This is a genomic window from Streptomyces sp. XH2 (genome assembly GCF_049725035.1).
GTDB classification, from domain to species: domain Bacteria; phylum Actinomycetota; class Actinomycetes; order Streptomycetales; family Streptomycetaceae; genus Streptomyces; species Streptomyces roseoverticillatus.
Window position 1 is genome coordinate 462,737 of sequence record NZ_JBMMMZ010000005.1, and the last position, 7,677, is coordinate 470,413.

At 74.0% G+C, this 7,677-nt stretch carries 8 protein-coding genes; 4 read left to right on the plus strand and 4 right to left on the minus strand.

The features are described from left to right. The first annotated feature begins 66 nt into the window (after positions 1-66). Complete coding sequence (locus tag ACOTKD_RS13335) at positions 67-1,029, plus strand: pseudouridine-5'-phosphate glycosidase (RefSeq protein ID WP_424889109.1); 963 nt, start codon at positions 67-69, stop codon at positions 1,027-1,029. Continuing rightward, the gene (locus tag ACOTKD_RS13340) at positions 1,026-1,943 is read left to right on the plus strand and encodes a carbohydrate kinase family protein (RefSeq protein ID WP_424889110.1); all 918 of its coding nucleotides are present in this window, start codon (positions 1,026-1,028) and stop codon (positions 1,941-1,943) included. Before ACOTKD_RS13335 ends, ACOTKD_RS13340 begins: the two co-directional genes overlap by 4 nt. Here the strand turns inward: ACOTKD_RS13340 and ACOTKD_RS13345 are convergent. Together ACOTKD_RS13345 and ACOTKD_RS13350 are read right to left on the minus strand one after the other, a co-directional pair. Further along, positions 1,897-2,322, minus strand: coding sequence for an aldo/keto reductase (locus ACOTKD_RS13345; RefSeq protein ID WP_424889133.1), 426 nt, complete (start codon positions 2,320-2,322; stop codon positions 1,897-1,899). The genes ACOTKD_RS13340 and ACOTKD_RS13345 overlap by 47 nt on opposite strands. 22 nt (positions 2,323-2,344) lie before the next feature. Then, a complete protein-coding gene (locus ACOTKD_RS13350) occupies positions 2,345-3,424 on the minus strand; it encodes a mechanosensitive ion channel family protein (protein WP_424889111.1) in 1,080 nt (359 codons plus the stop codon). Between the two features lie 378 nt (positions 3,425-3,802). On the opposite strand from ACOTKD_RS13350, the gene ACOTKD_RS13355 reads away from it, so the two are divergent. Beyond that, positions 3,803-5,311: an NAD(P)/FAD-dependent oxidoreductase gene (locus ACOTKD_RS13355; protein WP_424889112.1), complete on the plus strand. Its 1,509-nt coding sequence runs from the start codon at positions 3,803-3,805 to the stop codon at positions 5,309-5,311. 248 nt (positions 5,312-5,559) lie between these two features. After that, positions 5,560-6,096, plus strand: coding sequence for a hypothetical protein (locus ACOTKD_RS13360; RefSeq protein ID WP_424889113.1), 537 nt, complete (start codon positions 5,560-5,562; stop codon positions 6,094-6,096). On the opposite strand, the gene ACOTKD_RS13365 is transcribed toward ACOTKD_RS13360, so the two are convergent. Continuing rightward, positions 6,075-6,758, minus strand: a complete 684-nt coding sequence (locus tag ACOTKD_RS13365) for a hypothetical protein (protein WP_424889114.1) — start codon at positions 6,756-6,758, stop codon at positions 6,075-6,077. The two genes, ACOTKD_RS13360 and ACOTKD_RS13365, sit on opposite strands and share 22 nt — an antisense overlap. A 199-nt stretch (positions 6,759-6,957) precedes the next feature. Continuing rightward, on the minus strand, positions 6,958-7,497 hold the full coding sequence (locus ACOTKD_RS13370; RefSeq protein WP_424889115.1) for a hypothetical protein: 540 nt from the start codon (positions 7,495-7,497) through the stop codon (positions 6,958-6,960). Between the last annotated feature and the right edge of the window lie 180 nt (positions 7,498-7,677).

Here is a 7,677-nt window from a genome sequence, read left to right on the forward strand (position 1 = left end):
GTGCGTCAGAGTGCGTCAGGGATCCGGTGAGCAACGCCGTGTCCGGCGCGACGGGAGGGGCCTTCGATGTCAGAGGTGTCGGGCGAGCAGCCGCGGTGGCCGGTGGTGCCGGACGGGCAGCCGCGGTGGCCGGTCGTATCGGACGAGGTGCGGGAGGCGCTGGAGCGCGGCGGGCCGGTGGTCGCCCTGGAGTCGACGATCATCGCTCACGGCCTGCCCCGGCCGCGGAACCTGCAGGTGGCGGAGGAACTGGAGGAGCTCGTACGGGAGGGCGGCGCCGTCCCCGCGACCGTCGCCGTGCTGGACGGACGGCCTTACGCGGGGCTGGACAAGGCGCAGCTAGCGCGCGTGGCGGGTGAGGACGGCGTCCGCAAGCTGGGGCACCGGGACCTGGCGCCGGCCGTCGCGGCGGGGGCGAGCGGGGCGACGACCGTGTCCGCGACGGCCTTTCTGGCGGCCCGGGCCGGGATCCGGGTCTTCGCGACGGGCGGCCTGGGCGGCGTCCACCGCGAGTGGGCGCAGACCCAGGACGAGTCGGCGGACCTGCGCCTGCTGGCGCGGGTGCGGATCGCGGTGGTCTGTGCGGGGGTGAAGTCGGTCCTGGACGTGCCGGCGACGCTGCAGCGCCTGGAGACGCTGGGCGTCGGGGTGGTGGGGTACCGGACGGCGGAATTCCCCGGCTTCTACCTCAGCGGTTCCGGCGAGCCGGTCGACTGGACGGCCGGGTCCGCGGCGGAGGTGGCCCGCGTGCTGCGCGCGCAGGACGCGCTCGGCGGCCCGGAGTCGGCCCTGATCGTCGCGAACCCGGTTCCCGTGGCTCAGCAGCTCGACCCGGCCCTGCACGACCGGGTGCTCGCCGAGGCGCTGGCGGCGTGTGCGCGGGAGGGCGTCACCGGGCAGGCGGTCACGCCGTTCCTCCTCGACCACCTCGTCCGGCACACCGGCGGCGCGTCCCTGGAGGCCAACGTGGCCGCGGTGCGGGGCAATGCGCGGCTGGCGGCCGAGATCGCCGTGGCGTACGCCTCGTGACGGGCGTCCGGGCCGGGGCGCTGCTCGTCGTCGGTGACGTGGTGACCGACGTCGTCGCCCGTCACCGCACCCCCCTCGCCCCCGCGACCGACACGGCCGCCGCCATCGCGATCCTCCCCGGCGGCGCGGGCGCCAACGTGGCCTGCTGGGCGGCCCGTTCGGGCACGCCGGACGTCCGCCTCCTGGCCCGGGTGGGCGCGGACGCGGCGGCCGGGCACGAGCGCGCGCTGCGCGACGCCGGGGTCCGGCCGCATCTGGTGGTCGATCCCGAGGTCCCCACCGGTACGGTCGTCTGCCTGGTCGGCGCGGACGGCGAGCGGACGTTCCTCACCGACAGCGGTGCCGTCGTACGGCTGTCGCCCGCCGACTGGGACGACGGCCTCCTCGCCGGAGCCGGCCATCTCCACCTCTCCGGCTACCTCTTCTTCGCCGAGCCGAGCCGCAGCGCCGCCCGGACCGCGATGGACGCCGCCCTCGCCCGCTCCGTGCCGGTCAGCGTCGACCCGGCCTCCGCGGGTTTCATCGCCCACCTGGGAGTGGACCGCTTCCTGGAGGCCGTAGCGGGAGCGGACGTCCTGCTGCCCAACCACGACGAGGCGGCGCTCCTCACCGGCCTGCCCGACCCGGCCGACGCGGCGGCCAAGCTGAGCCGGCAGTTCCCGCTCGTGGTCGCCACGCAGGGCGCCCGGGGCGCGCTGGTCGCCGCCTCGGGGGCCGTCACCGCCCGGGTGCCGGGCGAGCCGGCCACGGCCGTGGACACCACGGGTGCGGGCGACGCCTTCACCGGGGCCTTCCTCGCCGCCCGGCTGTCGGGCGAGGACCCGGCCGCAGCCGCGCGGCGGGGCTGCCGGGCCGGCGCGGAGGCGGTCACACGGCCGGGGGCCCGTCCCCCGGCGGAGGGCGGCGCCGGCTGACCGCGGCGGCTCGGGCGCGTCGTCGGCGCTGAAGTCCAGGCCCTGCGGTGGGTGGACGGCACCGCGAAGCCGGCGGCCAACTCCCCGCCGGAAGCAGCACGCCCAGGCTCCATGAGCCGCCCGAGCTTCGTGGAGACGGTGGACCCGCCGTGCGGCCGCCCCGCAGCGTCGCGCCCCGGCGGCGTTCGGACAGCCCGAGCCCGTAGTGCTGAGCGGTGTCGGAGGAACGGATGCCCGCCTCCCGCGCCGCGCCGACCGCCTCGGCGGCTTCCTCGTCGGGCACGGCGGTGAAGAGGTTCCCCACCCCGGCCGGTCCGAAGGCGAGCCGGGTGATCCAGGTCCGGCCGCTGCCCAGTGGCACCCGTTCGCCCGGCGGCATCCGTTCCACGGCTGCGGCCCGCTCAGCCCGCGGCGTCGAGGGATTCGCGGGGGTGGGGGATCACGGCTTCCGCGCCCGTCTGCTGCAGGGAGACGGTCCGCGCGGGGGCGGGGATCCGGATGCCCTCCTCGCGGTACCGCTGGTGCAGGCGCTTGATGAACTCGTGCTTGATGCGGTACTTGTCGCTGTACTCACCGACTCCGAGGATCACCGTGAAGCCGATCCGGGAGTCGCCGAAGGTGTGGAACCGGACGGCGGGCTCGTGGTCGGGGTCGGCGCCCGTGACGTCCTTCATCACGTTCTCGACGACCTCGTTGGTGATCCGCTCGACGCGCTCCAGGTCGCTGTCGTAGCCGACGCCCACCTGCACCGTGACGGACATCTTCTGCTCGGGCCGGCTGAAGTTGGTCATGTTCGTGCCGGCGAGCTTGGCGTTCGGGATGATGACGAGGTTGTTGTTGAGCTGCTCCACGACGGTGATGCGCCAGTTGATGTCGCGGACGTAGCCCTCCTCGCCGCTGCTCAGCCGGATGTAGTCACCGGGCTGGACCGTCTTCGAGACGAGGATGTGGACGCCCGCGAACAGGTTGGCCAGCGTGTCCTTCAGGGCGAGGGCGATCGCGAGACCGCCCACACCGAGGGCGGTGAGCAGCGGGGCGATGGATATGCCGAGGGTTTCCAGGATGATGAGGAAGCCCATCGCCAGGATCGCGATGCGGGTGATGTTGACGAATATCGTGGCGGAAGCGGCGACGCCGGACCTCGACTGCGCGACGGACCGCACGAGGCCGCTGATCACCCGGGCCGCGGTGAACGTCGCGGTCAGCATGACGAAGGCGATGAGCGTCTGGTTGACGACGTGTCCGACCTGGCTGGTCAGCGGGAGGGCCGCCGCCGCGGACGCCACACCGCCCGCCACCGCGGCCCACGGGGCGACGGTGCGCAGGACGTCGACGATGATGTCGTCGCCCTCCCACGCGGTCCGGGCCGCCTGCTTGCCGAGCCAGCGCAGGAGCACGCGCAGCAGGAGGGCGACGGCCACGCCGGCGGCCACCGCGATGCCGGCGACGATGAAGTCGTGCAAGGTGAGGTCGCGGTTCATCGGTGTCCCCTCACCGTTGCGGAGAACGGAGCGACGGCGTCGCCGGCTGCCGGTGGCACGGAGTAGTGGTTCGTCACCTTGTACCTGTCTGTCCTGACGGATCGTGAGTGCGGGCGAGGCCACAGAAGTGGATCATCGCGAGAGGACATCCTGCACCACGCCCGTTGCGCCCCCGCACGCACGGGTGGCGATCGGCCGCCGGTGGAAGAACGCGCGGTGACCACCTTGCCGGACGGCCGGGCACTGTCAATGACGCCTCATCACCCGGAGGTCCCCGCCGCGCCGAATGGCGAAGGACGGACTGTCCGGCCGGTAGGCGACTGCGGTTCGCTTGCAGCAGGGGTACTGCCTTCGTCTCCGAAGTCTGAAGGGGGCCGGGTGTCCGAGCGAGCGGCCGACCGAACGGAAGTCCTCGTGGTGGGCGGTGGTCCTGCCGGCAGTACGACGGCGGCGCTCCTGGCCCGCGAGGGCCTGGACGTGACGCTGCTGGAGCGCGAGCGTTTCCCCCGCTACCACATCGGCGAGTCGCTCCTGCCGTCGCTGCTGCCGGTGCTGGACCTCCTGGGTGCGCGGCAGGCAGTCGAGCGGCAGGGTTTCGTCCGGAAGTCGGGGGCGTACTACGACTGGGGCGGCCAGCGGTGGGCGCTGCGCTTCGCCGGTCTCGGCGGGGAAACCGGAGCCGGCACCGGGGTCGGCACCGGGGTCGGCACCAGCACCAGCCCCGGCCCCGGCCCCGGCCCCGGCTACAGCTTCCAAGTCGTCCGCTCGGCCTTCGACCAGGTGCTGCTGGAGCACGCGCGGCAGGCCGGCGCCGTCGTCCGCGAGGGCGTGAGCGTCCGCGGGATCACCTTCGGCGAAGGGCGCCCGGTGGAAGCCGCGTACGCCTCGCGCGACGGCGACCACGGCGCCGGCAGCGGCGGCGGCAAGCGAGCCGAAGGCGGCCGGATCGCCTTCGAGCACCTCGTGGACGCCTCCGGCCGGGCCGGAGTGCTCGCGGCGCGGCAGTTGCGCACCCGGCGCTTCCACGACGTCTTCCGCAATGTGGCCACGTGGGGGTACTGGCGGGGCGCCGCCCCGGTCGCGGCCGCCCCCGACGGGGCGATCTGCGTCTTCTCCCTCCCCGACCACGGCTGGTTCTGGGCGATTCCCCTCCACGACGGAACCCTCAGCGTCGGCCTGGTCACGGACAAGCGTTCCTTCTCCGCCGCCCGGCAGGCCCTGGGCGGTACCGAGGCCGTCTACGCCTCCCGCCTGCGCGCCGTCCCCGCCCTGCGCGGGCTGCTCGGCGGCGCCGCACTCGTCTCGCCCCTCAAGGTGGAGAGCGACTACTCCTACACCGCCGAGCGGTTCTGCGGGCCGGGCTACTACCTGGCCGGTGACGCGGCCTGCTTCCTCGACCCGCTGCTGTCCACCGGCGTGCACCTGGCCATGTACAGCGGGCTGCTCGCCGCCGCGGCCATCGCCACCGTACGGCGCGGTGAGGCCGCCGAGGCCGAGGCGCAGGCCTTCTACCAGGGCGCCTACCGGCACGCTTACGAACGGCTGCTCATCCTCGTCGGCGCCTTCTACGACGTCCACAGGGGCCGTGACGCGTACTTCCGCCGCGCCCAGGCCCTCAGCCACCGCGACCAGCAGCACCTCCGGCTCCACGAGTCGTTCCTGAACATCATCAGCGGCGTCGAGGACCTCCGCGACGCGGAGCACAGCGCCACCGCCGCCGCCTTGCTGCTGGACCGGCTGCAAACGCCGCTGCCCGGTCACTCCGCCGCCGGTCTCGGCGGGCACGGCACCGGCCGCATGACGCCCTGGCCCACGACCCCGGACCGCGCCGTCGCGGGCCTGTACCTGGCGCGGGAGCCCCGTCTGGGACTGCGGCGCACCTCCTGACCCGGGTCTTGAGGCCGTGTGCACGGCGGGTGTGGTCACGGCCGTACCCGGCCCCGGCGGCAACTCGGAGACCGGCATCGATTACCAAGCGAACGTCTGGGACCGCTACAACTGGCCGGAGAGTTCGGCATGAGAGGCAGCAGTTGCGTGCAACACCACGATCGGGGGCCGAAGGGGGCCCGGCCCGGCCCGAAGGCCCCGGGACGGGACGGGACGCGTACGGGCATCGGCCGCAACGGAGACGCCCGGTGAAGGAGACACGGCGGTGGGAGCGGTGCGGCGTTCCGGCCTGTGGTGTGGCCGTGGTCGCGGGGCTGGTGGCGGGATGCGGCGGGGCGACGGCGCATGACGGCGCGCGGGATGCGCCCCGGTCTCCGGTCCGGCAGGTGCCGTACTGGCTGGACGGGGCCGCGCCGCCGGCGGTGGCGCAGCAGTTGCACGTGGCGGTCCCGGCCACGGCGACCGAGGTCAAGGCCGCCCATCAGAAGGGGTTCCAGGACGACGGGCTGCTCCTGGCCTTCGCCCTGCCCAGCAGCGACGTCGACGGCTTCGTCGCGCAGCTGGCCCCGGAACGGCCGCTGCGGACGCGGCAGGAGCCGGTTGCCGGAGCGGTGAAGCCGACGACGCCGTTCGCGCATCTGGGACTTCCGGAGCCGGAGTCCCTGCCCGGCGTACGCGAAGGCCAGGTGTGCGCTCCCTGCCAGGGCGACCTGAACTCCCTCGACGTCGCGGTCGCGCGGGCCGGCGAGGGCACCAGCCGCATCTACCTCCGCGGCGTCGACTGAGGCTCCAGCGTGGCGCTCTCCATCACCTTGTCAACCTCCTGGTTCTCCTCCGGCCCGCCCGGCTGCGCGACACCGAGGAGGAACGCCGAGCGGCTGTCGTCCACGGAGACGAGGGTCAGCCGGAGGTGCCCCGGGGTGCCCGTGCCCTGCTTGCCGTCGCTGACCCTCAGCGCCACCGTGTGGGCGGGGCGGCCGTCGACCGTCGTCGGCCGGGACTCCTCGAGTTCGGAGCTCCCGTCCGGGTAGAAGAACTCGGCGTTCGAGCGGGCCGCCCGCTCCGTCTGCCGCTGCAGGGCGGGCTGCGGGACCGCTCCGGCGCGGCCGGCGAGCACGGTGCTGCCGCCCTCACCGCCGGCCTGCTTCTTGGTGACCGACGAGGTGAAGGCGCCGATCAGCTTCTTCTGCCCTTCGTGCTCCCACCCCTCGGGTATCGCGTAGGAGAGTCCGGCGGCGGCGTCGGTGACCCGGGGCCGGCCGGCGAACGGCGCCGTGTCCTCGTCGCGCGTCAGCCACCAGCCGGCGGCGATCCCGGCGACCAGCAGCAGGACCAGGGCCGCCACGGCACCGGCCACCACCGTCCGCCGGTTGCCGTGCCCCCGGCCGGACGGGGAAGGGGCCGGGGGCGCGGGCGGAAGGGTGAGGTGGGGGTGAGGCGTCGTCATGGTCCCAGCGTCCGTGATCCGCGCGGGACATGCCTGAGCACGCGTACTCACGCGCGTACTCACGTGTCCCTCAAGCACTCACGTAGCTCGTACGTCCCTCACGTGGCTCGTACGTCCCTCACGTGACTCGTCGTCTCTCACCTGACTCGTCGTCTCTCACGTGTCTCACGCACTCGGGAAGGACGCAGGCGAGGGGCGGTCAGTTGTTCCAGGGGTTGGCCGGCTGGTCGTTGATGGCCGTCCAGAAGCGGGTGCCGGCCGGAACGTCGCCGTAGGCCCAGAAGCTCCAGCCGCCCGAGCTCTCCAGGTCGGGACCGTATCTGCCGTCGTGGAACTCGGCCATGCGCCAGCCCGTGCCGAAGGTGTTCGCGCAGACGCCGTCGCCGGCCGCGCGGCTGGTCAGGCGGGTGCCTCGGATCGGGTTGGTGGCCGCGACCGCGCCCCGGGCCCAGCCCGCGTAGAAGCCGGGGGTGATGCCGGCGGGGGCGGGCCGGCCGTCGATCCTGAGGCAGAGCACGGGCAGGGCCGTGGTCGTGGCGGTGTCGCCCTGATACGGGTTGCTCAGGGGGCCGCCGCCGACCTGGACGGTTCCGCCGGGGCCGTCCGCCATAAAGGTCCAGGTCATGGCCTTGCCGCCGGAGTCGGCGGCGGGCGCGGCTGCCGCCGCGGGGGTGGCGAGGCCTCCCGCCGCGGCCAGCGCCGCAACGCCCAGAGCGAGGACCGTCTTCACCGAACGCATGGCTTCTCCTCACTGATGTGACTTGAGATGCATGGCGTAACGGTGCGGATTCTCCACGCTCTTCACAGGACCTCCAAGGCGGGAAACCGGCCAGCGGCCACCGGTGCCGTCCATGGACGACGCGAAGGGCGGGGGCGGCCCCGGGGTGCGGGGGGGCCCCCCCCCTCCCCGGGGGTGAAT